Here is a 23,809-nt window from a genome sequence, read left to right on the forward strand (position 1 = left end):
GTGCTGCCGATCGCAGTATGCCCGGGCATGATCCACCGGCCTCCGGGCAGGGAGACGTTGTTCAGTACCAGGCGCTTCAGGGGGGAGTCTCCGTGTCCACAGGCGGACGAGACGCCACTGCTTCGCCGGAGGGAGCGGGCGACGACACTCCCTTGCGGCGGGCCATCGGGCCGAAACTGCTGATCCTGTTCGTGATCGGCGACATCCTCGGTACCGGCATCTACGCGACCACCGGTCAGGTCGCGGGCAAGGTCGGCGGGGCGCTGTGGCTGCCGTTCGTCATCGGGTTCGTCGTGGCGATCCTGACAGCGGCCTCGTACGTCGAACTCGTCGGCAAGTATCCGAAGGCGGCCGGGGCCGCGCTGTACACCCAGAAGGCGTTCCAGGTACCGTTCCTCACCTTCATCGTCGCCTTCATGGTCATGTGCTCGGGTCTGTCCTCGGCGAGCGCGGCAGCGCGCGCCTTCAGTGGCGACTACCTCGGCGAGTTCACGGACTTCTTCCCGCCCACTCTCATCGCGATCCTGTTCATCCTCGCCCTCGCGGCCCTCAATCTGCGCGGCGTGTCCGAGTCGGTGAAGACCAATGTGGTTCTCACCCTGGTCGAACTGACCGGTCTGTTCGTCATCCTCGCCGTCGGTGCCTGGGCGGTCCTCACCGGTGACGGTGAACCCTCCCGACTCGGCGAGTTCCAGGCCGGCGGCACCGGCTACGCACTGATCACCAGCGTGCTCGGGGCGACGGCCCTCGGCTTCTTCGCCTTCGTGGGCTTCGAGGACTCCGTCAACATGGCGGAGGAGACCCAGGATCCGGTGCGTACGTTTCCGCGCGCCATCTTCATCGGCGTCGCCGTCACCGGGACCATCTACGTCCTCGTCGCCCTGGTCTCCTCGCTGCTCGTCGACTACCGCGTGCTGGAAGGCTCCAGCGGCCCGCTGCTGGAAGTCGTCAAGGCAGGCGGGCTGGACTTTCCGCCAAAGCTGTTCGCGCTGATCGCCCTGTTCGCGGTCACGAACTCGGCACTGATCAACATCATGATGGCCTCCCGGCTCTGCTACGGCATGGCCAACGAACGCATCCTGCCGCGCGCCCTGGGCCGCGTTCTTCCCCGGCGACGTACGCCGGTCGTCGGCATCGTCTTCGTCTCCGTACTCGCCATCGGACTGGTCTCCACCGGGGAGATCGCGGGCCTCGGCGACACCACGGCCTTCCTGCTCCTGTGCGTCTTCGCCGTCGTCAACGTCGCCGTACTGGTCCTGCGCCGCGACCGAGTCGAGCACAAGCACTTCCGTACGCCGACCGCTCTGCCGGTGCTGGGCGCGGTCACCTCCCTCATTCTGGCCAGCCCTCTGTCCGACCGGCCCGCGCACGTCTACATCCGGGCGGGCGTGCTGCTGGTCATCGGCATCGGGCTGTGGGTGCTGAACAGGACGGTGATGAAGGCACGCGGCGAGGCGTGAACCGCTACTTGGGACAACCGGTGTCCGGGGCGCGCAGCTGCTGCGCGTCGAACAGGTCGCCCTTCATGTACAGGCAGGTGGGTGCGGAGCTCATGTCGTGGATATTGGAGATCCGCAGGATCGCGAGATTGCGCTCGTTGCCGATGCGTGAGGCTCGAAAGTCGATCTTCCCGGTCGCACCCTGGTAGGTGTTCTCCCGCAGCTCCTGGGCGATCGCCGCCCGGTGCGGCGCCACTCCCTTCCTCTCTGTGTCCAGCTGCTGGTGCAGTGTGGAAGTGGCCTCGACGAGCAGTCCCGCCACGTCGTACGCCGTGCCGGTTCGTTCCGCCGGCCACGGCGTCTGCGGTGACTCCTTCTCAGGCAGCGCCTTCCCGAGTTCCGTGCGGAGTTTTCCGTAGCCCGCGCAGAACGCGTCCAAGGGGGTTCCGATTCCCATCAGGGGCGCGGGACGCCCCTCCTGGGAGCATGACGCACCCGCCAGCGTGACGAGGCTGCCCATCCCGACGTACGACATCGACCGGTTCGCCAGCGCACTCTGCTTGCGGTTCTCCCCCTGTGCGACGAACCGGGAGACCGCGTCGGCGGCGACGACGAGGGGCAGCTTCCGCTGGCTGGTACAGCCGTTGGTCGCGGATCGGATGAAGTCCCCGAAGTCGTCCTCGCGTCCTATGTAGTAGACGATCTCATCGCTCCGGTCGACGTCGTCCGCGCACAGGGAAGCCACCTCGCCGGCTGATTCGTCCCATGTCGCCTCTGCCACAGGCACGTTCCGCTCGCCCAGCTCCGCGTCGGCTGCCTTGGCCAGAGTGTCGATGTAACTGTCCGTTCTTTCAGGATGGTACAGAGTGACCTTCTGCACCTCGAGTAGCTGCGCGTAGCCGGCGATCAGCTGAGCTTGCACCGTGTTGTCCGGGACCATCTGGAAGTACAGCGGCGATCTGTCGCCCAGCCCCGAACCGGTCAGAGTGGTGCCGATGGCCGGAACGCCGGCGAGGCCGATCTCGGTGATCGCCTGCTCGGTTTCCGTGACCGTGCGGTCCAGCCCGACCACGGCAACCACCGAAGGATCCTCGTCGAACAGCGGTCGGAGCATCTCCCGCGCCACCTCGGGCGCCTTGCGCATACCGTCTCCGCCGTTCGCCACGATGACGCGCAGTAACGGCTGCGTCTTGGACTTGACGTTCTGTGCCCGCTGGCGCAGGAGGAGCCCTTCGAGTTCCTCCGCGGCGGCGTGATCGGTGTCGGGTGCGGCCTCTCGGTGGGTCAGCCCTACGAAGTGCACGATGCTGAGATAGGGGCGACCGGGCTGCTGGCGGTGCAGCTTCTTCGCCGCCTCGTTCTGCGCGAAGATGGCCTGCTGGGCCTTGCGCAGACGCTTGTTGGTGCCGAATATCTGCACGGCGTCGTCGCTGTAGCCGATGCACTGGCGGTCGTCCGGGCCGATCTCGACAGTCTTGACCGATACGCCGTCGTGGAAGCCGGAGCGGAAGTAGACGCACTCGGCGGCCCACGAGTCGATGACGTTCCGGGTCACTGGAAGCAGTACCAGGACCATGGCGAGCGCCAGCAGGGTTTCGCCGACGCCCCGTCGGGAGAGCAAGGGAGGCGAGGGCGGACGGAAGTCCCCTGATCCGACCCAGGCTTCCCGGCGGTCTGGCCGGCTCACTTGCGCGGGCGGCAGCGCGATCCACAGGTAACGGGCGTTCTCCACCAGGCGTTGCCGTTTGCTGGGCAGGTTGGCCAGCCACGCCGTCAGCGCGGCAGGGGCATCCTGGGGGCTCCGAAGGACACCGGAGTCCCCTGCCGCGAGCGCGGCCGGGCGTTCGTCGGTGGCCGCGACGACGAGGAGGGGGTCGAGTTCTCCGGTCTCGTTGCGGACCTCGCTGATGAGCCGCAGCAGGTCCCAACCGCCATTGTCGTCGGTGAGGTTGTCGAGCAGGACGGTCGTGTAGGTCGTACGGCGCCATCCGGAGCGCTTGGGGAAGACGACCCAGCGTCGACGGCGGTATGCCCGGCGCAGATCTTCCAGGAACGCGTGCACCAGCAACTTCTTGATCTGCTCGGGGTTCTCCGCTTCCCGGCCGCGTTCCGTGAGCCGCTCGGCGAACCCGCGGAAGCTGGTCGAGTGGCGGGGCACCATGAATGGCTGTCGCCGCATGAACCAGCGTGCCTCCCGCCCCAGGCCGGGGCTGCGCCGCCCCAGCCAGCGCAGCCCCATACGGCGGCCGGCCTCCACGAGTACATACAGGGTGGACCCGATGAGGCTGAAGGCTGAGGGGGCGGCGGCCGTGGAGGTGGTGAGAGCGCCAGGGTCCGACCGGTGCGCCCGGCCACTCCAATGGCGCAGCAGGTCGGCCAATTGTTGCTCGTGGCGTCCCGGTGTGGGCGACAGCCGCTGTCCGGTCAGCCAGTCGGCCAGCCGGTAGTAGTCGAAGCGGAAGGGGCGCCCGGGGCCGAAGCGGTCGCCGGCGAGTTTGGTCCTCAGCTCGTCAAGCAACGGGATCAGCGGAAGCGACCGATCCTGGACGTCTTGCCAGCGGTCCGTCACCGAGTCGTCCACCGAGTGGGCGTCGATATAGGCGTGGGGTACCGAGGACCGGTGGTCGGACGCCTCCAGCCGCTCATTGAGTGCGGCGAGGAAATCGTCCGGACCTTGGTCGCGCACGAGACAGACCAGCGGTAGTGGCCGTTCGCCTCGAACTTCGTCGTCCGAGGTCCTGGCCAGAAACCGGGGTCGCTGAGCCAACTCCCTGATTGTGGACAGCAGTTCGCTCGCGCCGGTGAAAGGGGCCCCCGTCTCTGGCATATCTGGCAGGCTACCCGCGTCCGTCACGTCCGATGCGCGATTTGCGCCAGAACGTGCAAGGTGCACGTGTGGCGGCGGCCCTCCGGTCGGGGGAGGATTTCCGCCTGTCCGCCGATGTGGGCCGGAGCGCACGTCCGGCAGGCGGCCGGGTCCGGTGAACCCGGGGATACGGTGTCCCCTCGCTGCGGGGTGGCGCACCATGTGTCACAAGGGATGACAGCGCCCCGAGGACGCGCCGCGTCGGGCGCCGAGGCGGAGGGGAAACGGTGGACGGGCATCGGTCGGAGGCGGCGGCGCGGATGCGGGAGGCGGTGTGTGCGCTGCTGTCCGTGCTGGAGCCGGAGCAGGTGAGCGAGCTGCGGGCGGGGCCCGCCAGGCTGGACGCGCCCGAACTGCGGGAGTGGACCTATCTCCCGGGCCCGCGCCCCGGTCTGCCCACCGAGGGTCTCGGCGGCCGGCAGCGCGAGGCCGTCGGTGCGCTGCTGGCCGCGGCGCACAGTGCACCGGGCGCGGAGCTGGCGCGCGGGGCGATCGAGGTGGAGCGGCACCGCCGCGCCATGGTCGGCGTCACGGGGGCCGACCGCTACTGGGTGCGACTGCTGGGCGACCCGGACGGTGACGGTCCTTGGGGCTGGCGGATGAACGGCCACCACCTCGCCGTACACGTACTGATCACGGCGGCCGGGATTCGGGTGACGCCGCACTTCATCGGTGCGGAGCCGGCGCGAATCACGGACGGTCCGCAGGCCGGACGCCGGCTGCTGGGGCCGGAGGAGGATCTGGCCCGGGGCCTGGTCACGGACCTGGACGTCGGCCGAGCGGCGAGGGCGGTCTTCGCCGCTGCGCCGCCGGACGACATCCTGACCCGCGCCGACCCGTTCGTCGATCCGGACCTGCTGCCGGCCGGCCTGCCGTACGGCGACATGACGCCCGGCCAGCAGCGGCTGCTCGAACACCTGGTGCGCCGCTACCTCGACCGCGCGCCCGCGGAGTACGCGCAGGAGTGCTGGTCCGACATGGTGGCGCGTGGACTGGACGCCCTCTCGTTCGCCTGGGCCGGTGGCCGCGCACCCGGGGACCGGCACTATTACTGCGTACGCGCCCCGGACCTGCTCATCGAATACGACAACACCCAGGACGACGGCAATCACGCCCACTCGGTCTGGCGGCATGTCCGCCACGACTGGGGCGCCGACCTGCTGCGCGCGCACTACACGGAGCAGCACAGGTAATGGGAGTACACGTCGTTGGAGCCCGTGCGGACCGGACCAGCACGACGGGCGTGTGTCAGTGCGGGGTGTCACGCTGAGTCCACACAGGATCTGCGAAAGGGAATCGCCGTGATCACCAACGACTTCGTCCCCGGCTCCCCCTGCTGGCTCGACCTCGGCACCCCCGACGTCCGCGGTGCCGCGGCCTTCTACGGCGCCGTGTTCGGCTGGGACTACGAGTCCATGGGAGAGGGCATGGAAGGGGACATGGAAGGGGGCATGTTCCGCAAGGACGGCAAGATCGTCGCCGGGCTCGGCAAGCTCACCGAAGAGGGCGCGCGCTCCGCCTGGATGATCTACTACTGCGTCACCGACGCGGACGCCACGACGCAGACCGTGCGAAGCGCGGGCGGTACGGTGCGGGTGGCGCCGATGGACCTCGACGACTGGGGCCGGATGGCCCAGTACAGCGACCCTTCGGGTGGCCAGTTCGCCGTATGGCAGCCGGGGAAGGACAAGGGCGTCGAACTGGTGGACCAGCCCGGCTCACTGTCCTGGACCGAGCTGTACACGAGCGACGCAGCGGCGGCCAAGGAGTTCTACGGCGGTGTCTTCGGCTGGCAGTTCGGTGACATGGAGCTGCCGGGCGGTGGGGGCACGTACTCTCTCATCACTCCGGCCGGCCTTCCCGAGGAGCGTATGCACGGCGGCGTCATGGAGGTCCGCGAACAGGATCTCGCCCTGGCGAACGGCCGACCGTACTGGCACCCGGTCTTCGCCGTCACCGACTGCGACGCAGCGGTCGCCGCGGTCACCGAGAACGGCGGCAGGGTGCAAATGGGCCCCGAGGACGCGGAGGGCGTCGGCCGGCTGGCCGTATGCGTGGATCCGTCGAACGCGGACTTCGTGGTGCTCGCCCCGGCCCAAGGATGACCGAACCACTAGCCGGGACGGTGCGCCGGCCCGGCGGTGGCTCACGTAGGTCCGGCGCGTCCGAGGACGGGCGGGCGATCGCCCTCCTCTGACCGTCGGAACGGCCATTCACCGAACGTCCGAGAGGCCACTCATGATCTTCATCACCGCCAGGTTCCGCGTCCGGCCCGAGCACGCCGACGCCTGGCCCGACATCACCCGCGCCTTCACCGAGGCAACCCGCGGCGAACCCGGGTGCCTGTGGTTCGACTGGTCCCGCAGCGTCGACGACCCGACCGAGTACGTGCTGCTCGAAGCGTTCCGCGACGAAGAGGCCGGTGCCGCGCACGTCGGTTCCGGCCACTTCGCCGAAGCCCGGAAGACGTTGCCGCCCCACCTGGTGGAGACGCCCCGGATCGTCAACGTCACGGTCCCGCAGGAGGACTGGTCCCTGCTCGGGGAGATGGCGGTCCCGGGAGACGAATAAGACCTTCTCGCGGCTTCGCCGTGATCGCCGACCACCGGGCCCCGCGTCGTCGCCGAGCGTCTGGGGTGGGGGCCGAGAGCGTCGGAGCGGCCGGCCGCGAGGCGCGACCACTGGGACATGGGCCGTCCGGCGAGTCCTCCCACGACTCCTGGCGTCCGTACACGGTGAGGTCCATGAGCGCGTAGCTGTGGTCCATCGCCTCCACGCCGCGCAGGGCCGTCCAGTACGTCTCGAAGACGCGGTCGCCGTCCCTAGCACACGAGGTGCGTCGAGTCGCGATCCGTCAGCCCGTGACGTCCGGGTGGGGGCGCTCCGCCAGTTCCTTGATCCGCGACAGGCGGGTCTCCCAGGAGCGGCCTATCCGGTCGAGTTCGTGGGCCAGTGCGCCGAGTCGGGCCCCGGCGGCGACGTGGACGACCTCGCGCCCGCGCTGCTCGGACTCGACCAACCCGACCTCGCGCAGCACCTCCAGGTGCTTGCCGATCGCCTGTCGGCTCACCGGCAGGACCCTGGCCAGCGCGGACGCCGACATGGGGCCCTCACCGAGCCGGGTGAGGATCTCCCAGCGCGTCGGGTCGCCGAGCGCGGCACACACGACGGGAAGGGCGGGGGTGGTCACGAGTGCCCCGTCGGGGCCGGCGCGCTCTTCTCGACGAACGCCTTCGCGGCCGCCAGCTCGGTGAGCCAGCCCTTGTCGTTGCCCTCGCGCTCCTTCAGCCACGCCGCCGGATCGTCGGCGAGGCCGGAGAACCCGCTCTCCACGACGCGCAGGGTCACTCCGCCGCCGTCCCGCTCGTCGATCCAGAACTCGACCAGGGTCGAGGGCGTCGACTCGTCCCGGGACGGCGTCCCGATCCAGCGGAAGGCCGCGTAGCGCGGCTTGTCCAGCTCCACCGTCCGGAACCGGAACTCGCCCATCGAGGGATGGCGCACCACGGCCACGTCGCCCTCGTGGCGCAGGTCCTGCTCGTCCTCGACCGCGCCGTCATTGATGTACCAGCCGGGCCGTACGACCAGCTCCCATACCCGGTCGGCCGGGGCGTCGATGTCGATCTGCCGGGCGATCCGGTCGAGCTCGTCGAGCTCCGCGCCCGTGTGGGTGGTGTCGTTCATGGTCTTCTCCCTCGCATCTCTCACTGCAACTCGATGGTTGCATTTTCCGTCATCCAGTGCAACCGAGAGGTTGCAATGGATGCGTCGATGGCGGAGCCGGTAGAGAGGAGCGACCACAGAACTAGGTCTTTGGTTCCGGTCCACCAGGGGCCGTGGTCCGATTCGCCGCCCCGGCGACAATGGCTAGCGTCTCACCATGCGTATAGGACTTCTTGGTACCGGCAACGTCGCCCGAGCACTGGCCCATGGCTGGAGCGCCGCAGGACACGATGTGCTCCTCGGTTCGCGCCGGCCCGGGGACCGGACGGACCTCGGCCTCCCCGTGGCGAGCCTGAACGAAACGGCCGCCCACGCGGAGGTACTCGTCAACGCCACTCCGGGGACCGTCTCCGTGGACCTGCTGCACTCCATCGGGGCATCGGCCCTGGCCGGCACACTGCTGATCGATGTCGGGGTCGGCCTCTCCGACGACTTCAGCGAGCTCTCCCACCCCAACGGCAGTCTCGGGGAACAGATTCAGGAGGCCTTCCCCTCAACCCCCGTCGTCAAGACGTTGTGCACCATGGACTCCACCGTGATGACCGCCCCGGACGGTCTCGCCGGTCCGAGCACCGTCTTCCTCTCCGGCGATGACGCCGAAGCCAAGCGGACCACCGGCCGACTGCTCACCGACCTCGGCTGGCCCTCGTCGTCCCAACTGGACATCGGCGGCATCAACACCGCACGCGGGCAGGAGCACTTCGCCCTGCTCTTCATGGGCATCGCCGGTGGCCTGGGGGCACACACGTTCAACATCAACGTGGTCACCCGTCCCTCTGCCTAGGTTCTGTCGGCACACGGTCTCGGGACCGCCGGCGGAGGTGCCTCAGCCGGAGGGTTCGATGCCCCAGGCGGCGGCTCTGGCGGCGGCGGCCGCGCGGTTGGGCAGGTCGAGCTTGGCGAGGATGTGCTCGATGTGGGTCCCCACGGTGCGCGGCGTGATGTAGAGCCGCTCGGCGATCTCACGGTTGGTGCGGCCGGTGGTCAGTTCGGCCAGCACCTGGAGTTCCCGGGGCGAGAGGCCGCCGGGCCGCCGCGCGTCCGCGGCGACCCGTTGGGGAGGTGCGCACGCCGGGGAGCCGACGGCCGCGGCGAGGGCCTCGGTGAGCAGGGTGACCACGGCGCGCGCCGGATCGGACGTGCGCCGTGGACGGCGGGTGCTGACGTTCAGCATGCCGACGTACCGGCCGTCGGGGGCGAACAGGCACTGGGCCACACCGTCCTCGACACCCAGGGGACGCAGCACCCCCTGGAAGCCGGGGGAGGCGGCCAGGAGTCGCCCGGGGACATCCCTGAGCCAGAGGCCGCCCCGGGCAGGGCCGCGGAGCACGGGGAACACGGGGTCGTGATGGAGACGGGTCTCGATGTAGGTCGTGGCGTCGTCCGGGTAGCTTCCCGCCAGGGTGGTGTGGCGTCGGCGCAGCGGATCCCACCGGGCCAGGGAGGCGTGGTCGTACGCCATCACCTCCGACAGCGCCGCGAGGACCGCGCCGACGCCGGTCGCGCCGCTGGTGGCGCTCCTGGCGGCCGCACGGACGTGGACGGCCGCGTCCAGGATGTCCGCCGTGCTCCGCTCCGCTGCCATCCACCAAGGATGATCACGTGCCCGGGATACGTCAATCGCGGAGGATGTCGTGCACGACCCGCCCTTCCACGACGGTGAACACCACGGGCATCTCCGGAATGTCGTGGGGGTCGGCGCCGAGCAGGTCCCCGTCGAGTACGCAGAGGTCGGCGACCTTGCCCGGCTCCAGGGAGCCCTTCCAGTCGTCGGCGAAGTCCTGCCAGGCCGCGTCGATCGTGTACGTACGGATCGCCTCGGCCAGGCCGATGCGCTGCTCGGGGCCGCTGACCCGGCCGGTGGCCTTCGACTCGCGCAGCACCATGGTGGCGACGCCCTGGCGCCAGTCCGGGAACGTCACCGGGGCGTCGGACCCGCTCGCGACCCGCACGCCGGCGTCGATGGCGTCACGGTAGGGCCACGCGTACGCGGCCCGTTCGGCACCGACGAACTCCTCTTCCATGTCGGCGACGGTCCACTTGATGGTGGGGTTCATGTTGACGCCGAAGCCGTGCGCGGCCAGGACCTTCATGCTGTGGGCGGTGAGGAAGTCGCCGTGGATGACGTAGTGGCGGGCGTCGGGTCGCGGATACTCGGCCACGGCCGCGGCGAAGGCGTCCGTGACGGTGTCGACGGCCCGGTCGCCGGTGACGTGGACGCCCAACTGGTATCCGGCGGTGTGGGCACGCCGGATCATGGTGTCGATCCCGGCGGTCCGCTCGGTGTCGTTCTCGCCGCCGACGCACAGGGAGCCGCAGCCGCCGCCGACGTACGGCTCGTTCATCCAGGCCGTCTTGTTGGGGACGACGCCGTCGGCGAAGACCTTGACCCCGTGGACGGCGAGGCGGCGCGGATCGGTGTCGCCGGACTCTCCGGATGCGCCGAGGGTGGTGAGGACGCGGGTGAACTCCTCGGCGGTGCCGGCCATTCCGGTGGGCAGGAGCAGGACGCCTACGCGGGCGGTCAGTTCTCCGTCGGCCAGCAGCCGACGGTAGACGTCGAGGGTCTGCGCGCCGAGCGCGCCCCGCATGATGCCGTCGCCACCGGGGCCGAGCCCGGGCTCGGTGTAACTGGTCACGCCGAGCCGGGCGAGTGTGGCGAGGGTCGACCTGATCGCGTCGGTCCGCTCCTGCCGGCTGAGCGGCGGCAGTGCGTTCTGGACGAGGGCCTGGGCGCCCTCGTGGAGCAGTCCGGTCGGCTCCCCGGTTTCGTCCACGACGATGGCCCCGCCGGGCGGCGCCACGGTGTGCCGATCGATCCCGATGAGCTCCAGCGCCTTGGCGTTGACCCAGGTGGCGTGCCCGGAGAAGGAGTACAGGACGACGGGGTGGTCCGGGCTCACGTCGTCCAGGTCGTACCGCGAGGGCAGCCGCGACGGATCGGAGACGCACTCCTGCAGGTAACCGGTGTCCCAGCCGTGCCCCGTGATCCACCGCCCGCCCGGGGCTCGCCCGACGGCCACCCGCACCGCCTCGGCCACGTCCGCGAGGGAGGACACGGCAGGATGGCCGAGGTCGACGGAGAGCGGTGGCGTCGCCATGCCGAACGCGCATCCGTGCAGGTGGGAGTCGTTGATACCCGGCAACAGCGTTGCCCCGCGCAGGTCGATCACCCGGGTACCGGGACCGACGAGCGGCGCGACGTCGTCCCGCCCACCGACGGCACTGATGGTCCCGCCAGTCACCGCCAGGGCCGAGGCGACGGAGAACTCCGCGTCGACCGTGACCACCCGTCCGCCGAGAAACACCAGATCCGCATACGTGTCCATGGAAGGTCCCTTTCGAAAACCGGGCGCACAACGGCCGCCCGCGAACGATCTCCCGAGGACTATGACGACAGCCACGCCTCGCGCACATCGGTCATCTCACCGATGCGCACCAGGCCTTCTCAGTCGTCGATGAGGGCGTCCACGACTGCCCTGGCCACCCGGGTGGCCCGCTCCGGTGTCCAGTAGGCCGGTTCCTCCATGGTGGAGACGTAGTAGCCGCGAGTCAGTAGCGACAGGACGTCGGCGGCCAGGCCGGCATCCGCGATTCCCGCGGCCGTCGACGCTTCGAGGAACTCCTGGCGTGTCTCACGCGGTTCCTGTCGGTCGACCTCGGCGGGGTCGTTGTGCGCCGACGAGAGCATCTCGACCCAGAGTGTCCGCAACAGCAGGTCCTCGGGTTCCGTGCTGAGGTGCCACTCCACTGTCGCCCGCAGCCGATCCACGCCGACCAGATCGCCCAGGCGGGCTTCCAGGTCGGTCCGCCACCGGGACTCGGCCGCGCGGACGGCGTTGGTGATCAGAGCTGTCCGTGTCGGCACGTAGTTGGTGACCATCGCGGTGGAGCCGCCGAGCTCCTTGGCTACGGCACGGATGGTGACCGCACTCGCCCCTTCACGGGCGGCAACAGCGAGGGTCGCCTGGGCGATTGCCTTGCGGCGCTGGACTTCGTCGACGTCGATCGGCATGGCAGCAACCTAGCTCAGAGGGGGGTTGACGCTGAACAAGCTAAATGCAACTCTGTTATATCACGTTGTTTTTTCACCTTGCTTCCGTGGAGGCCTCATGAGCCTTGCCATCCAGCGCGTCACCCCGGAGCCCGTCCCGTCGCACGCGCAGCAGCACATGGTGCGCATGCGTGACGGAGTGCTGCTGGCCACCGATGTGTACGGCGCCGACCCAGGGAGTCCGGCACCGAGCGTGCTGGCCCGACTGCCGTACGACAAGAACAGCCGGTACGTCTTCTTCGACCGGATCGCGGAACGCTTCACGGCGCGCGGCTACGTCGTGGTGGTCCAGGACGTCCGCGGCAAGTTCCGCTCGCAGGGTCAGACGCTCGGCTGGACCGGAGAAGTGGACGACGGGTACGACACCCTCGAATGGATCGCCCGCCAGCCGTGGTCCGACGGGACCGTCGGGATGTTCGGCGACTCCTACTACGGATTCACCCAGTGGTCGGCGGTCTCCAGCCAGCATCCCGCTCTCCGCGCGATCGTCCCCCGGGTCACCTGCACCAACAACGGCCCTGGTGTCGCCAGTTACGACACCGGCTCCGGCCCGCAGCCCCTGTGGTTGGAAGGAGCCACCTATCAGGCGCAGGTCTGGACGGACGGCGACACCTATGAGTTCGACGTCGATCTCACGAGGCGTCCGCTCGTCGCCGCGTACGACGAGGCGTTCGCCGCGATCGGCAAGCGCTCGGCCGGCTTCGACCTCGTCGTCGGCGGCATCCCCCTCGCTCCGTACAACGGGCCTCATCCCTATGAGGCGCGACCGGTGCCCGTCCTGCACTGCGTGGGCTGGTTCGACAACCTCGGTATCGCCCACATGCGCGACTACACCGAACTGGCCCGGCGTCCCGGGTGGGCGGCAGTGCAGTATCTGATCGCCGACACGATCGACCACGAGAACTACTTCCTGGAGAACGCCCCGGTGCCACGCGACGCCGACCACCTGGTCGACGACGCCGCCCTGGAGCGCATGCTCGACTCCTACACAGGTCCTGCCGTCGAGTTCTTCGACGTCTTCCTCAAAGGCGTCGCCCGGCCCGAGTCATTGCCCCGCGTGCGCTGGAAGCTCGGCCACGAGGGCTGGCGCACCGCTTCCACCTGGCCGTTGCCCGAAGCCACCCTCACCGAGCTGTACTTGACGGACCCGGCCGCGGCGGCCGGCACGGCCCCCGGTGGGAAGCTCGCCCCGGACGCGGCCGACGGACCGGAGTCGGCCCAGTGGCGCTACGACCCGGACGATCTCGTGCCGTCGGCCGCGGCAGACACCTTCATGCAGTTGCGCGACCACGCCGACGAGCGCCGCACACTCGACCGGGACGACGTCCTCGTGTTCACGAGCACCGCCTCCGGTACACCACTCGACCTCGCCGGGCCCGTGCACGCGGTGCTGCATGTGGAGAGCACGGCACCGACGTTCGACGTGTTCGTGCGCCTCCTCGATCTCGCACCGGACGGCACGGCGCGCCTGATCGTGCGCGGCTGTGCGCAGGCCGACGGGCCCAGGGAGGTGGAGATCGCCCTGGGCCACACCGGCTACCGAGTACGCCCGGGTCACCGACTCGCCCTGATGATCGCCGGCAGCGACTTCCCGAACCACCTGCCCAACTCCGGCTCACTGGAAAGCCCATGGCTCACGACCGCTCCCAAGGCGAGCCTGCAGACGCTCCGGACCGGTCCCGCCCACCCCTCCCGTCTGCGCCTGACCGTCCTGCCCGCGAGCGGCGAAGGAGGTGACCCCAGATGAACCTCCGCTTCCTCGTCACCCGGCTCGGCATGCTCGTCGTGACCGTGCTCGTCTCCAGCCTGGCGATCTACGGCGCCATGTTCCTCACGCCCGGAGACCCCGCCACCCTGCTCGTCGGCGGCAGCCGCGACCCCGACCCCGCGGTCCTGGCGCGGATCCGCCAGGAGTACCACCTGGACGATCCGTTCATCCAGGGGTACTGGCAGTGGCTGAGCGGCTGCCTGCACGGTGACTTCGGACAGTCCCTTGTCTACCGCGACTCCGTCGCCGACCTCATCGGCGCGCGGGCCGGCGACACCCTTGCCCTCGTCGGGTATGCCTCCGTCCTCGTCCTCACCGTCGGCACCGCCATCGGCACCGTCGCCGCGCTGCGCGGCGGCCGCACGGAATCGCTCACCACGGCCCTCACCGCGGGCGCGATGGCGGTGCCGACCTTCATCATGTCGGTCCTGCTCATCTGGCTCTTCGCCGTCCAGCTCCCGTGGTTCCCGGTCTACGGCTCCGGCGAGGGCCTGACCGGCACCCTCTCCCACCTGACGCTGCCCGCCCTCGCGCTGGCGATGACCTGGATCGGTTACGTCGCCCAGGTGACCCGTACCGCCGTCCGCGCGGAGACACGCTCGGAGCACGTGGAGACCGCACGCAGCCGCGGCGTGCCCGAATGGACGGTGATCAGACGGCACGTGCTGCACAACGCATCGGCCCCCGTCTTCGCGGTGTCCGGCGTCGGCATCGCCGGCCTCATCGCCACCGCCGCCGTCGCCGAGCAGGCATTCGGCACAGGCGGACTCGGAGCTCTCATGATCGAGGCGGCCTCCAAGCAGGACATGGCCGTGGTCCAGGCCGTGTCACTGATCTTCGTGGTCGTGTTCGTCGTCATCAACACCACCGTCGACCTGGTCAGCGTCGCACTCGACCCCCGAGCCGCACAGAAGGGGGCCCGATGACTTCCGCCCTGTTCACCCGGACCACCACCGAGCCACGGAGCAGACGCCCCCGGGACCACCTGACGCTCGGTGCCGGATGCGTCGTCGCCCTGTTCGTCCTGCTGGCCGTGGTCGGGCCGCTGATCGCTCCGCACGATCCGAACGCCGTCGACCCGCTGAATGTCAACGCCGGTCCGTCCGCGGCCCATCTGCTCGGCACGGACGACACCGGACGCGACATCCTGTCCCGGCTGATCGCCGGTACCCGGGCCAGCCTGGCCGCCCCCGCCGTGGTGATAGCCGTCTCCACGACACTCGGTACCCTCCTCGCACTGGCCGCCGCCTGGTTCGGCGGCTGGATCGACCGATTCGTCTCGGGCGCTCTGGACGTCGTGTTCGGCTTCCCGGGCCTGATCATGGCCGTCCTCGTCGCGGCCGTCTTCGGAGCGGGGCTCACCGCGCCGATCGTGGCCCTGTCGATCGCCTACCTGCCCCTGATCACCCGCGTGGTCCGATCGGCCGCGATGAAGGAACGCAACCTGCCGTACGTATCGGCACTGCAGCTCCTCGGCGCCCCCACCACTCGCATCTGGCTGCGGCACCTGTTGCCGAACCTGCTGCCGCTCGTCCTCGTCCAGGCCACCATCGGCTTCGGGTACGCCCTGCTCGACGTCGCCGCGATCTCCTTCCTCGGACTCGGCAGCCAGCCACCGGACCCGGAGTGGGGGCTGATGGTGTCCAACGGATCCCCCTCGATCCTCGCCGGTCATCCACAGCAGTCGCTGTACGCGGGCCTCGCCATCCTGGTCGTCGTCGTCGCGTTCAACCTGCTGGGAACCGGGCTGTCCCGACGTCTGCTCGGAGAGAACGCATGAGTTCACCACCGCTGCTCCAGATCAACGCGCTCAGAATCGACCTGCCCCTCGACGGGGCCGTGCGCACCGTCGTCCACCGCGCCGACGTGAGCATCCCGGAGGGAACGGCCGTCGCTCTGGTGGGCGAGTCGGGATCGGGCAAGTCCCTGACGGCACGCTCGGTACTGGGACTGCTGCCGAAGGGCGCGCGCATCCACGGAGACCTGCTGTTCGCGGGGGAGTCCGTACCGGCCATGAAACCGGAGCGCCTGCGCGCGTTCCGTGCCGCCGATGTCGCCATGGTGTTCCAGGACCCGAGAGCTCACATCAACCCGGCCCGCAGCGTCGGCGACTTCCTCGTGGAGGGGCTGACCACCGCACGCGGTGTTCCGGTCGCCGCCGCGACCACGAAAGTCGCGGGAATCCTGCGGGAAGTCGGCATCGCCGACGCCGAGCGGCGTATGCGGCAACGGCCCCACGAGCTGTCGGGCGGCCTGCTCCAACGCGTCATGATCGCCGCCGCGCTCGCCGCCGAACCGCGGCTGCTGCTCGCCGATGAGCCGACCACCGCGCTCGACGTCACGACGCAGGAAGAGGTGATGGCCATCATCGGGGAGACCCGCGAAGCCCGCGGGCTCGCCATGCTGTTCATCACCCACGACCTCGAACTGGCGGCCGCCGTGTGCGACAGGGTCGCGGTGATGTACGCGGGCACGACGGTGGAAGAACTGCCCGCCGACCGGTTGCGAGGCTGTGCCGCACACCCGTACACGAGAGCCCTCCTCGCCTCCCGCCCCTCGGTCGACACCGCCGACGCGGAGCTGCGTTCCATCTCCGGCAGGCCCCTGTCCGGATTCGAGGTGCCCCGAGGATGCGCCTTCAGCGCCCGGTGTCCCCGTGTGCGGGAGCTGTGCCGCAGCGACCGACCGCTACCGCGTTCCGCCGGTGACAGCACGGCGGCCTGCCACTTCCCCCACACGTACTCGCCCGAGGAGGCCGGCAGACATGCTTGAAGTGCGCAATCTGCGGAAGGTGTTCGGCGACTTCGTCGCGGTGGACGACGTGACCTTCTCGCTCCCGGAGCGCGGCTCCCTGGCGGTCGTCGGCGAGTCGGGCTCCGGCAAGACGACCACCGCCCGCATGATCGCCGGACTTGAGACACCCAGCGGCGGACACGTCGTCGTCGCGGGCGACGAGCGGCGGCCGGGACGGACACGATCGCGCGAGAGACGCGCCGGCGGCCGGCGGATCCAGATGGTCTTCCAGGACCCCTACTCGTCCCTCGACCGGCGCCAGCGTGTGCGCGACGCCGTCGCCGAGGCGGTCCTGCTGCACCGGCGCTTGCCCTCGGACCAGCTCTGGGACCGGGTGGAGGAGCTGCTCGACATGGTGGGCCTGGACGACCGGCAGGCGCGTTCCCTGCCCAAGGCACTGTCGGGCGGACAGCGTCAGCGCGTCGCCATCGCACGCGCACTGGCGGCCGAGCCGCGGGTGCTGATCCTGGACGAGGCGATCGCGGCCCTGGACGTTTCCATCCAGGCGCAGATCCTGGCCCTGCTCGCGCGGATCCGCGCGGACACCGGGACCGCCCTGCTGTTCATCACGCATGACCTCGCGGCAGTCCGGCACATCAGTGACGACGTGCTGGTGATGCGGGCGGGAAGGGCCGTCGAGCACGGTCCGGTCGCAACCGTCCTCGGCAGCCCACAGGATCCGTACACCCAGCGTCTGATCGAGTCCGTTCCCAAGCCGGGCTGGAGACCGCGGAGAAGGGCGGGCACAGCTGCCGCCTGACGGGGGCACGCGAAGCATGCCTCGACGCGAGAAGACGTTCGCCCCGCCCCGGAAGGGGCGGGGCAGACGTCTTCTTCCCGGACCGGAGGCCAGGCAGTTACGAGGAGAGTCAGCCGGTCTGTCTGCCGGCGAACGACGGCCGGGTCCGTGTAGCCCGGGCCTCGATCGCCGAGGCGACGTGGAGCAGCAGGTCCTCCTGGAAGCGTCCGCCGATCAGCTGCACGCCGGACGGGAGCCCGTCCCTGATGCCGGTCGGGACGGACATCGCCGGGAAGCCGAGCACCGGGACCGCCTGCATCGGCCACTGCGCGGCCAGCAGCTCGCTCAGCCGGGCGTCGCCGGCGAGATCCGCGTCCTGCTCGAAGGGCGGCTCGGCGCAGACCGGCGTGAGCACGATGCGGTCGTGGCCCAGCAACCGCTGAAGGCGGCTGATGAGGGTGCCGCGACGGGCGTAACCCTTGATGTACTCGGTGAGGCTGGGATGCTCGCCCCAGATCTCCGCGGCCGCGGCGAAGGAGGACATGAGCGAGACGCGTACGGAATCGTCACCGAACCGCTCGATCTCGGACATCATCGTCCGCAACTCCTGGTAGAGCAGCAGCGACCACAGCCGGGCGGCCTCGCCGAGCAGCGGCAGTTCGATCTCCTCCACCTCGTGGCCGGCCTCGCCGAGCCAGCGGGCCGCGTCGTCGATGGCGGCGTTCACGGCGGGGTGCGGTTTGGCCAGTCCCGCGTCGCGGACGATCGCGACCTTGACCGGGCCGGGCTCGCCCAGGGGCGGGCGTGCCGGCAGGCCCACGGGGTCGTTGAGGTCCGGGGTCACCATGGCGTGCAGACCGCGGCGGACGTCGTCGACGGTCCAGCCGAGCGGCCCGTGCACCGCCATCGTCTGGAAGGACATCGGGCTGTCGAACTCCTCCGCGCCGCGCGGCTCCACACCGGAGACCAGCCCCACGGTGGGGCGCAGGCCGACGGCGCCGCAGCAGTACGCGGGGAAGCGGACGGAGCCGCCGATGTCGTTGCCCTGCGCGATCGGGGTCATCCCGGCGGCGACCGAGGCGGCGGCCCCTCCGGAGGAGCCGCCCGGGGTGTGGCCGGAGTGCCACGGGTTGAGCGTCCTGCCGTGCAGGTCGTTGGCCGTGAACCAGCGCACGGCGAAGGCCGGGCTGTTGCTGCGGCCGAGCAGGGTCGCCCCGGCCTCGCGCAGACCGGCGACGCACACGGCGTCGTCCTGGGCGACGGCGCCGGCCCAGGCCGCGACGCCGTGCGAGCTGGCGTATCCGCGCAGCGAGGTGTTGATCTTGGTGGAGACCGGGACACCGAGCAACGGGGGCAGCTCACCGCCCGCGGCGACCGCCGCGTCGGCAGCGGCGGCCTGCACCAGCGCTTCCTCGGGACGGATGTCCACCAGGGCGTTGAGCGCCGGGTTGGTCTCCTCGATACGCGCGAGGAAGGCCTGGGCGACCTCGGTCGCGGAGAAGTCCTTCGCACGGATTCCGGCGGCCAGCTCGGCAGCCGAACGGTCCCACAGCGGCTTGCCGCCCGGAGTGTCGGTCATCGTTGTCTCCTGTGATGAGGGTATGCGGGTCACTTGCCGGTGCCGCCGAGGTGGGCGGCCCATGGCATGCTCATGTAGGCGAATGACGTGGGTGCGCCGCTGAGGCGCTTGTTCATGAACATCCGTTCGTGCGTGGTGGCCAGGTAGACCACCGGGGTGGTGGGGGTGAAGAGGGCCTGGGCCTCGGCGTACGCCTTGGCCGTCGCCGCCGGGTCGGAAGAGGTGCGTGCCTGGTCGAGGAGCCGGGTCACGTCGGGGTTGTCGTAGTTCGTCCAGTTGAAGAGGCCACGGGGGGTGACGCTCTCGGCCACGTAGGACGCCGGGTCCGGCATGCTGACATATCCGAAGGTCAGGACGAGGTCGAGGCCCTCGCGGACCGAGGGGTCGTAGAAGAGGGAGGACATCTCGGTGGGCTGGAGCTGCTTGATCTCGATGTCGACGCCGATCTTCTTGGCCGCGGCCTGGAGGAACGTCAGCGCCTGCAGACCACGCTGGTCACCGGCGGGGATGGCGGCCACCAAGGGCCGGGAGACCGGACCGGCCTGCTCCAGCAGCTGCTTCGCCCGCTCCACGTCCGGTTTCGGTGCGGCGGGCAGCTTCTCGTAGGCGGCGTCGTACTGTGCGGCCGCCTCGTCCCCGCTCCAGGTGAGCGGCGGGACGAGTGACTTCAGGGTGGTGGCGTCGCCGCCGAAGACGTTCCTGATCAGTGCCTCGCGGTCGATGACGTGCGACAGGGCGTCCAGGAGCGCGCGGTCGGCGGCGGGCGACTGCCCGTTGGCGGGGATCAGCAGCACGTTCTGGGTGGAGGGACCGAGGTGGATGGTGCCGCTGCCGGCCTTGGCGAGCGCGGTGGCGCTGCTGGGCGGCAGTTCGTAGGTGCCGTCCACCTCACCGGAGAGAAGCGCGCTGGTGAGCGTGTTGCTGTTGGTGATGAACTTGAAGGTGACCTCGGCCGCCTTGGGCTGGAGCCCGGTATCCCAGTAGGCGTCGTTGCGTTCGAGGGTGATGCTGTCGCCGGACTTCCACGAACCCAGCTCGAACGGTCCTGTGCACATCAGGCCGCCCTTGGCGCTGCCGTAGGCGGAACCCGCCTTCTCGGTGTACGCCTTCTTGTTCACCGCGCCGAACGAGGTCGACAGTGCCTTGGGCAGGGTCTGGTCGTGGGTCTTGGTGCGCAGGGTCACCTGGTGCGGGCCGGTGGCCCTGATCGACGTCACGGCCGCGAGGTAGTTCCCGTAGAGCGCCTGCGTCTTCGGGTCCCGCTGCCGTTCGAGGCTGTGGATCACGTCCTGTGGCGTCATCGGGGAGCCGTCCCAGAACTTCACGTCGGAGCGCAGGTCGAGCACCAGGGTGCGGTCGTCGGTCCAGCTGACCTTCCGGGCGAGTCCGGGGCTCAGTGAGAAGTCGGCGTTCATCCGCGTCAGCGTGTCGCAGAGGTTCGCCCCCACCGTCTGGGGTGAGTAGTCGCCCACCTTCGCGGGGTCCAGGGTCGTGGGCTCGCCGTAGGGAAGCGCCCAGGTCACGCGGTCGACCTCGGCGGTCCCGGGCTCGGTGGTGGTGGTGAGCCGGTCGGCGCTCCCGGGTGTTTCGCCGGCTCCGTTCGAGGAGTTGGTGCATGCCGTCGAGGCCAGCAGCCCCACGCCCACGAGCCCCGTCAGCACTCGATTTTTCGCAGCCATGGCGATGCTCCTTGCCGAGAGGAGTGAGAAAGGAAAGGGAAGGGGGAGGCCCGCGACGGGGAGGTGAGACTGTCGGCGGACCGTCGTAAACGAACGTCATATAACGCTGTTGCGTAACACGCTTGCATCTGGTGAGCTAACGAGTCAAGAGCGCTGCACGACGATCACGCACGCTGAATGAGCACGTCATCCCGCCTGGAGAATCGGAGAAGTGCCATGTCCTTCACTCCCGCCCTCGTCTTCGCCTTCGAGATCCGTGCCGAAGTGACCGGCACGCTGCACATCGGCCACGGTGACGGGGAGGTCGCCGAGTTCACGCCCATCGTCGGAGGCAGCGTGGACGGGCCTCTCCTGCGCGGGAAGGTGCTGCCCGGTGGCGGTGACTGGAGCAGCACGCGGGGGGAGGTCTGTGAGCTGGAGGCGCGCTATCTGCTCCAGGCCGACGACGGTGCCGTGATCGACATCGTCAACCGTGGCTACTACCGGCCGAAGGCCGACAGTCCGGACCAGTTCGACGGGGACCTGCAGGTCACGGAGGCCGGTCACTACTACCGGACGTCACCGGTCTTCCGTACGGACGCACCCGCTCACCGCTGGCTCGCCGAGACGGTCTTCGTCGGCCTCGCTCGCCCGGAGGGCGAGGATGTCGTCGCCATCCGTATGTACGCGCTCAGGTAGCGGCGGTCGTGTCGCCGGTGACCGGTGTGCCCGCACCGGTCACCGGCGGCGTCTGTCGCACACGCGGCTCAGGAAAGTGACCGCCACGCGTGATTCAGGGCGTCCCGGAACAGGTCGACCTGCTCGGCGTTCAGGTCGGCGACCATGCGCTCCTCGAGTCCGCGGGCCGGCTCGGCGTACTCGGCCAGGAGTCGGCGTCCCGCGTCGGCGAGCAGGATCAGGCGCTCGCGGCGGTTGTCGGGGTTGGGTTCGCGGCGGATCAGGCCGCGCTTCTCCAGCGCGCGGACCATGTCGGCCATGGTCTGGGCGGTGACGAAGGAGTCGCGGGCGAGTTGCGCGGCGGAGATGCCGTCGTGCCGTTCCAGCACGGTGAGGGCGGTGTACTGCAACGCCGTGATGCCCGCCGGCTTGAGCAGCTCGTCCAGGCGGGCGCGCACCGCCAACTCCGTTCTCTTGACCAGGTAGAGCAGCGAAGGGCTCACGTTGGTCCTCCTGTGGTGATGGTCCGGGCGGGGCCCTCCGGGTGGCTCCTGCGCTGGATACCGCCGGTGCGGCGGTACGTCTCACCCTAGGGCATTGACAGGAATCCTGTTGATTACCAGACTGAAGGCTGTTGTTCATCAGGATTCCTGTCGATCCCGGCCTGCGCCGGACGTACATCTCCTCCCCTCCACACGAGAGGCACCCTCCATGGATCTGCACGGGAAAGTCGCCGTCGTCACGGGCAGCGGACGCGGCCTCGGGCTCGGGTACGCCCGGGCGCTCGCCGCGGCGGGAGCCGCCGTCGTCGTCAACGATGTCGACCAGGACGCGGTCGACGCCGCCGTCGCCACCGTCACGTCGGAAGGAGGCAAGGCGGCCGGTGTCGTGGCGGCCGTGGGCGACAGCGAGGCGGCTCAGCAGCTGGTGGACGCGGCGGTGCGGGAATTCGGGCGCCTGGACGTGCTGGTCACCAATGCCGGCATCCTGCGTGACCGCGTGTTGTGGAAGATGACCGACGACGACTTCGACGCCGTCGTCCGCGTCCACCTGCGCGGCACCTTCACCTGCGCCCGGGCGGCCGCCACCCGCATGCGGGAGCAGGGCACCGGTGGCCGTCTCGTCCTCGTCTCCTCGCCGGCCGGACAGCGCGGCAACTTCGGTCAGACCAACTACGCCGCCGCCAAGGCGGGCATCGTGGCGATGGCGCGGACCTGGGCGATGGAGCTGGCCAGGGCCGAGATCACGGTCAACGCCGTCGTGCCCGTCGCGGCCACCGAGATGACCAAGACCGTCCCGGCGTTCGCGCCGGTCATCGAGGAGGCCGAGCGCACCGGCGATCCGCTGCCGGACTGGGTGCGCAGGGACGAGGGCCTCGGCACGGTCGAGGACGTCGCCTCGCTGATCACCTTCCTGGCCTCGGACGCCTCCAAGGGCATCACCGGGCAGGCCATCGGTATCGGCGGTGACCGGCTGGCGCTGTGGGCACACCCCAAGGAGAAGGCGGTGGCCTTCGCCGACGGCGGCTGGAGCGCCGACGCCATCGCCGAGGAGTGGACCGGCGGTGTCGGCGCCGAGCCGGAGACGTACGGCATTCCGGCTCCGCAGGCGCCGGGGGCCTGAGATGGGCGACCTCACCCTGGATCTCGACCGGCTGACCGCCATCGACGTGCACACCCATGCCGAGGTGTCCAAGGACGGCCACGGGGCGCTCAGCCCCGAACTGTTCGGTGCCTCGGAGGAGTACTTCAAGGCGCACGGCCACCGGCAGCCGACGATCGACGAGATGGCCGCCCACTACCGCGAACGCCGCATGGCCGCCGTGGTGTTCACCGTGGACGCCGAACACGCCACCGGGCACCCGAGGATCTCGAACCAGGAGATCGCCGAGAGCTGCACCGCCCACGCCGACGTGCTCATCCCGTTCGCCAGTATCGACCCGCACAAGGGCCGGGCCGGAGTCAGGGAAGCGCGCCGCCTGGTGGAGGAGCACGGCGTACGGGGCTTCAAGTTCCACCCCAGCATCCAGGCCTTCTCACCCAACGACCCGATGGCCTACCCGCTGTACGAGGCCATCGAGGAACTCGGCGTGCCGGCCCTGTTCCACACCGGCCAGACCGGTATCGGCGCCGGCGTCCCGGGCGGGGGCGGGATACGGCTGAAGTACTCCAACCCCATGCTCGTCGACGACGTGGCCGTGGACTTCCCGCAGTTGCGCATCATCCTGGCGCACCCGTCGTTCCCCTGGCAGGACGAGGCCCTCGCCGTGGCCACGCACAAGCCGCACGTCCACATCGATCTGTCCGGCTGGTCGCCGAAGTACTTCCCGCCGCAGTTGGTGCGCTACGCCAACAGTCTGCTCCAGGACAAGGTCCTCTTCGGCTCCGACTACCCGGTCATCACCCCCGACCGGTGGCTGGCGGACTTCGAGAAGCTCGACATCAAGCCCGAGGTCCGGCCGAAGATCCTCAAGGAGAACGCCGCCCGTCTGCTCGGTCTGACCAGGGACTGA

The 23,809-nt window shown here is 69.8% G+C and carries 22 protein-coding genes and 1 pseudogene; 13 read left to right on the top strand and 10 right to left on the bottom strand.

Features of this window, described 5'->3' with window-relative positions:
* Positions 1-92 precede the first annotated feature (92 nt).
* On the top strand, positions 93-1,460 hold the full coding sequence (locus ACFW48_RS34105; protein ID WP_386321828.1) for an APC family permease: 1,368 nt from the start codon (positions 93-95) through the stop codon (positions 1,458-1,460).
* Positions 1,461-1,464: 4 nt separating this feature from the next.
* Here ACFW48_RS34105 and ACFW48_RS34110 read toward each other — a convergent pair whose 3' ends face one another.
* Positions 1,465-4,125, bottom strand: a complete 2,661-nt coding sequence (locus ACFW48_RS34110) for a hypothetical protein (protein WP_386321830.1) — start codon at positions 4,123-4,125, stop codon at positions 1,465-1,467.
* Positions 4,126-4,532: 407 nt separating this feature from the next.
* On the opposite strand from ACFW48_RS34110, the gene ACFW48_RS34115 reads away from it, so the two are divergent.
* From ACFW48_RS34115 to ACFW48_RS34125, 3 genes are all read left to right on the top strand, one after another.
* Complete coding sequence (locus ACFW48_RS34115; protein WP_386321832.1) at positions 4,533-5,498, top strand: DUF3500 domain-containing protein; 966 nt, start codon at positions 4,533-4,535, stop codon at positions 5,496-5,498.
* 108 nt (positions 5,499-5,606) lie between these two features.
* Complete coding sequence (locus ACFW48_RS34120; protein ID WP_386321834.1) at positions 5,607-6,410, top strand: VOC family protein; 804 nt, start codon at positions 5,607-5,609, stop codon at positions 6,408-6,410.
* A 133-nt stretch (positions 6,411-6,543) separates the two neighbouring features.
* On the top strand, positions 6,544-6,876 hold the full coding sequence (locus ACFW48_RS34125) for a putative quinol monooxygenase (RefSeq protein ID WP_386321836.1): 333 nt from the start codon (positions 6,544-6,546) through the stop codon (positions 6,874-6,876).
* On the opposite strand, the pseudogene ACFW48_RS34130 reads toward ACFW48_RS34125, so the two are convergent.
* From ACFW48_RS34130 to ACFW48_RS34140, 3 genes and pseudogenes are all read right to left on the bottom strand, one after another.
* Positions 6,815-7,129 (bottom strand): annotated as a pseudogene (locus ACFW48_RS34130) (DUF899 family protein); the annotation flags it as partial. The gene ACFW48_RS34125 and the pseudogene ACFW48_RS34130 overlap by 62 nt on opposite strands.
* A 30-nt stretch (positions 7,130-7,159) precedes the next feature.
* Positions 7,160-7,495, bottom strand: coding sequence for an ArsR/SmtB family transcription factor (locus tag ACFW48_RS34135; protein ID WP_386321838.1), 336 nt, complete (start codon positions 7,493-7,495; stop codon positions 7,160-7,162).
* The gene (locus ACFW48_RS34140) at positions 7,492-7,989 is read right to left on the bottom strand and encodes an SRPBCC domain-containing protein (protein ID WP_386321839.1); all 498 of its coding nucleotides are present in this window, start codon (positions 7,987-7,989) and stop codon (positions 7,492-7,494) included. The genes ACFW48_RS34135 and ACFW48_RS34140 overlap by 4 nt, the downstream gene beginning before the upstream one ends.
* 196 nt (positions 7,990-8,185) lie before the next feature.
* Between ACFW48_RS34140 and ACFW48_RS34145 the strand changes: the two genes are divergently transcribed.
* Entirely contained in the window at positions 8,186-8,812 is a 627-nt protein-coding gene (locus ACFW48_RS34145; RefSeq protein WP_386321840.1) for an NADPH-dependent F420 reductase, read from the top strand.
* A gap of 42 nt (positions 8,813-8,854) precedes the next feature.
* Here the strand turns inward: ACFW48_RS34145 and ACFW48_RS34150 are convergent, their stop codons facing one another.
* The 3 genes from ACFW48_RS34150 to ACFW48_RS34160 all read right to left on the bottom strand — a co-directional run bounded on the left by ACFW48_RS34150 (position 8,855) and on the right by ACFW48_RS34160 (position 12,043).
* Complete coding sequence (locus ACFW48_RS34150) at positions 8,855-9,613, bottom strand: LuxR C-terminal-related transcriptional regulator (RefSeq protein ID WP_386321842.1); 759 nt, start codon at positions 9,611-9,613, stop codon at positions 8,855-8,857.
* Positions 9,614-9,644: 31 nt separating this feature from the next.
* Entirely contained in the window at positions 9,645-11,357 is a 1,713-nt protein-coding gene (locus tag ACFW48_RS34155; protein ID WP_386321844.1) for an amidohydrolase, read from the bottom strand.
* A gap of 119 nt (positions 11,358-11,476) precedes the next feature.
* Positions 11,477-12,043: a TetR/AcrR family transcriptional regulator gene (locus ACFW48_RS34160; protein ID WP_386321846.1), complete on the bottom strand. Its 567-nt coding sequence runs from the start codon at positions 12,041-12,043 to the stop codon at positions 11,477-11,479.
* A 97-nt stretch (positions 12,044-12,140) separates the two neighbouring features.
* On the opposite strand from ACFW48_RS34160, the gene ACFW48_RS34165 reads away from it, so the two are divergent.
* Genes ACFW48_RS34165 through ACFW48_RS34185 form a run of 5 tightly spaced genes read left to right on the top strand, consistent with a single transcriptional unit; the run spans position 12,141 to position 17,403 of the window.
* A complete protein-coding gene (locus tag ACFW48_RS34165; RefSeq protein WP_386321848.1) occupies positions 12,141-13,829 on the top strand; it encodes a CocE/NonD family hydrolase in 1,689 nt (562 codons plus the stop codon).
* The gene (locus ACFW48_RS34170) at positions 13,826-14,776 is read left to right on the top strand and encodes an ABC transporter permease (RefSeq protein WP_386321849.1); all 951 of its coding nucleotides are present in this window, start codon (positions 13,826-13,828) and stop codon (positions 14,774-14,776) included. The genes ACFW48_RS34165 and ACFW48_RS34170 overlap by 4 nt, the downstream gene beginning before the upstream one ends.
* A complete protein-coding gene (locus tag ACFW48_RS34175) occupies positions 14,773-15,630 on the top strand; it encodes an ABC transporter permease (RefSeq protein WP_386321851.1) in 858 nt (285 codons plus the stop codon). The genes ACFW48_RS34170 and ACFW48_RS34175 overlap by 4 nt, the downstream gene beginning before the upstream one ends.
* Positions 15,627-16,622: an ABC transporter ATP-binding protein gene (locus ACFW48_RS34180; protein WP_386321853.1), complete on the top strand. Its 996-nt coding sequence runs from the start codon at positions 15,627-15,629 to the stop codon at positions 16,620-16,622. Before ACFW48_RS34175 ends, ACFW48_RS34180 begins: the two co-directional genes overlap by 4 nt.
* The gene (locus tag ACFW48_RS34185) at positions 16,615-17,403 is read left to right on the top strand and encodes an ABC transporter ATP-binding protein (RefSeq protein ID WP_386321855.1); all 789 of its coding nucleotides are present in this window, start codon (positions 16,615-16,617) and stop codon (positions 17,401-17,403) included. Before ACFW48_RS34180 ends, ACFW48_RS34185 begins: the two co-directional genes overlap by 8 nt.
* A 109-nt stretch (positions 17,404-17,512) precedes the next feature.
* Here ACFW48_RS34185 and ACFW48_RS34190 read toward each other — a convergent pair whose 3' ends face one another.
* Both ACFW48_RS34190 and ACFW48_RS34195 read right to left on the bottom strand, forming a co-directional pair.
* Positions 17,513-18,961: an amidase gene (locus ACFW48_RS34190; RefSeq protein WP_386321857.1), complete on the bottom strand. Its 1,449-nt coding sequence runs from the start codon at positions 18,959-18,961 to the stop codon at positions 17,513-17,515.
* A 29-nt stretch (positions 18,962-18,990) separates the two neighbouring features.
* Positions 18,991-20,640 (bottom strand): ABC transporter substrate-binding protein, encoded by a 1,650-nt coding sequence (locus tag ACFW48_RS34195; protein ID WP_386321858.1) that lies wholly within the window; start codon positions 20,638-20,640, stop codon positions 18,991-18,993.
* Between the two features lie 216 nt (positions 20,641-20,856).
* Here ACFW48_RS34195 and ACFW48_RS34200 point away from each other — a divergent pair, with 216 nt between their 5' ends.
* Entirely contained in the window at positions 20,857-21,318 is a 462-nt protein-coding gene (locus tag ACFW48_RS34200) for a DUF3237 domain-containing protein (RefSeq protein WP_386321859.1), read from the top strand.
* A gap of 68 nt (positions 21,319-21,386) precedes the next feature.
* Here the strand turns inward: ACFW48_RS34200 and ACFW48_RS34205 are convergent, their stop codons facing one another.
* Positions 21,387-21,800 (bottom strand): MarR family winged helix-turn-helix transcriptional regulator, encoded by a 414-nt coding sequence (locus ACFW48_RS34205; RefSeq protein WP_386321861.1) that lies wholly within the window; start codon positions 21,798-21,800, stop codon positions 21,387-21,389.
* A gap of 208 nt (positions 21,801-22,008) precedes the next feature.
* Between ACFW48_RS34205 and ACFW48_RS34210 the strand changes: the two genes are divergently transcribed.
* Both ACFW48_RS34210 and ACFW48_RS34215 read left to right on the top strand, forming a co-directional pair.
* Positions 22,009-22,920: an SDR family oxidoreductase gene (locus tag ACFW48_RS34210; protein ID WP_386321863.1), complete on the top strand. Its 912-nt coding sequence runs from the start codon at positions 22,009-22,011 to the stop codon at positions 22,918-22,920.
* Between the two features lie 16 nt (positions 22,921-22,936).
* Positions 22,937-23,809, top strand: coding sequence for an amidohydrolase family protein (locus ACFW48_RS34215; protein ID WP_386321920.1), 873 nt, complete (start codon positions 22,937-22,939; stop codon positions 23,807-23,809).

Origin of the sequence: Streptomyces sp. NPDC058812, from assembly GCF_042744565.1 — a bacterium.
GTDB classification, from domain to species: domain Bacteria; phylum Actinomycetota; class Actinomycetes; order Streptomycetales; family Streptomycetaceae; genus Streptomyces; species Streptomyces thinghirensis.

Coding starts and splice junctions, on each gene's coding strand:
- ACFW48_RS34185 (WP_386321855.1), top strand. CDS start 16,615: ATGCTTGAAGTGCGCAATCTGCGGAAGGTGTTCGGCGACTTCGTCGCG.
- ACFW48_RS34150 (WP_386321842.1), bottom strand. CDS start 9,613: ATGGCAGCGGAGCGGAGCACGGCGGACATCCTGGACGCGGCCGTCCAC.
- ACFW48_RS34165 (WP_386321848.1), top strand. CDS start 12,141: ATGAGCCTTGCCATCCAGCGCGTCACCCCGGAGCCCGTCCCGTCGCAC.
- ACFW48_RS34170 (WP_386321849.1), top strand. CDS start 13,826: ATGAACCTCCGCTTCCTCGTCACCCGGCTCGGCATGCTCGTCGTGACC.
- ACFW48_RS34190 (WP_386321857.1), bottom strand. CDS start 18,961: ATGACCGACACTCCGGGCGGCAAGCCGCTGTGGGACCGTTCGGCTGCC.
- ACFW48_RS34195 (WP_386321858.1), bottom strand. CDS start 20,640: ATGGCTGCGAAAAATCGAGTGCTGACGGGGCTCGTGGGCGTGGGGCTG.
- ACFW48_RS34180 (WP_386321853.1), top strand. CDS start 15,627: ATGAGTTCACCACCGCTGCTCCAGATCAACGCGCTCAGAATCGACCTG.
- ACFW48_RS34155 (WP_386321844.1), bottom strand. CDS start 11,357: ATGGACACGTATGCGGATCTGGTGTTTCTCGGCGGACGGGTGGTCACG.
- ACFW48_RS34125 (WP_386321836.1), top strand. CDS start 6,544: ATGATCTTCATCACCGCCAGGTTCCGCGTCCGGCCCGAGCACGCCGAC.
- ACFW48_RS34140 (WP_386321839.1), bottom strand. CDS start 7,989: ATGAACGACACCACCCACACGGGCGCGGAGCTCGACGAGCTCGACCGG.
- ACFW48_RS34145 (WP_386321840.1), top strand. CDS start 8,186: ATGCGTATAGGACTTCTTGGTACCGGCAACGTCGCCCGAGCACTGGCC.
- ACFW48_RS34175 (WP_386321851.1), top strand. CDS start 14,773: ATGACTTCCGCCCTGTTCACCCGGACCACCACCGAGCCACGGAGCAGA.
- ACFW48_RS34200 (WP_386321859.1), top strand. CDS start 20,857: ATGTCCTTCACTCCCGCCCTCGTCTTCGCCTTCGAGATCCGTGCCGAA.
- ACFW48_RS34160 (WP_386321846.1), bottom strand. CDS start 12,043: ATGCCGATCGACGTCGACGAAGTCCAGCGCCGCAAGGCAATCGCCCAG.
- ACFW48_RS34210 (WP_386321863.1), top strand. CDS start 22,009: ATGGATCTGCACGGGAAAGTCGCCGTCGTCACGGGCAGCGGACGCGGC.